1 protein-coding gene is annotated in these 962 nt (G+C 69.4%); it reads right to left on the bottom strand.

Translation table 11 applies throughout. The annotated features are described in order from the left end of the window. Positions 1 to 962: hypothetical protein (locus Vau01_RS63010; RefSeq protein ID WP_204015484.1), on the bottom strand; the 962-nt coding region annotated here is incomplete at both ends.

Genomic DNA, 962 nt, shown 5'->3' with positions numbered 1-962 from the left:
GGGTCGATGGAGACGAAGTGGTCGCCGAGGCCCGGGATGTGGCAGCGGTAGAGGGCGGCGTGCGGCAGCGCCGGCGGCGACGTGTAGATCCAGCCCTCGGTCTGCAGGATCGTGAAGTCGGTGGCGCCGCAACCGGCGTCGTCTGAGATGTAGTGGTCGTCGGCGCCGTTGCGGCAGCCGTACAGTGGCCGGGTGCCCGGCTGCTGGGCGGTCAGCAGCGACCAGTCCCGGCCCTCGACGTGGTAGCCGGGCAGGGCGGGGCCGGTCGTCACCAGATGCTTGCGGCCGTTGCTGTAGCGGACGAATGGAACGGTCGTCGCTGGCAGTCCGGCGGTACAGGTGATCGTGCGTCGCATCACCCGGGCGTTGTCCCAGTTCGGCTGTGGGGAGGGCCATTGCAGGTAGAACAGGTGGAACACGCGGCCGAGGTCAGCCGGGTCGGTGCTGCCCACGAGGTTGGGATACGCGTTGACGTTGCCCGGATCGCGCAGCAGCGGTACGCGGGCCGACCAGTTGTGCAGCCCGTTCGCCGAGGTCGAGAGCATCATCTCGCGCGGCGAGACCCCGGTGACCATGACGTACCCACCGAGTTCGGTGCTGCGTACCACCTGCGGGGCCCACGCCATCGTCTCGTTGCCCTGAATGTCGGCCGAGCTGCCACCCCAGGCCGGGGAGTCCCACCGACCCTCGGGTGAGTACTTCCACCAGGGCGTGACCTGTCCCTGTGCGGCGGCCTCGAGCACCTCCCGTACCGGAGCCCGTGCGGTGGACAGTCCGCTCGCGGCCGGATTGCCGTTGTACATCCGGAACTCGGGGAAGTAGAGGTGGAAGTAGTCCACGCCGTCGACGGTCACGGTCGTGAACTGCGGCAGGCCCAGGTCGGTGGTCCAGTTGGCCGCCATGGCCGTGGCGCGGTCGACGTCCGGCTGCAGGACCGGCCCGAGGTAGGTGGTGACGCCGGT

This window comes from Virgisporangium aurantiacum (assembly GCF_016863635.1).
In the GTDB taxonomy this organism is placed as follows: Bacteria; Actinomycetota; Actinomycetes; order Mycobacteriales; family Micromonosporaceae; genus Virgisporangium; species Virgisporangium aurantiacum.
The sequence above is the reverse complement of the archived record's forward strand: the minus strand, read 5'-3'. Positions and strand labels throughout refer to the sequence as shown.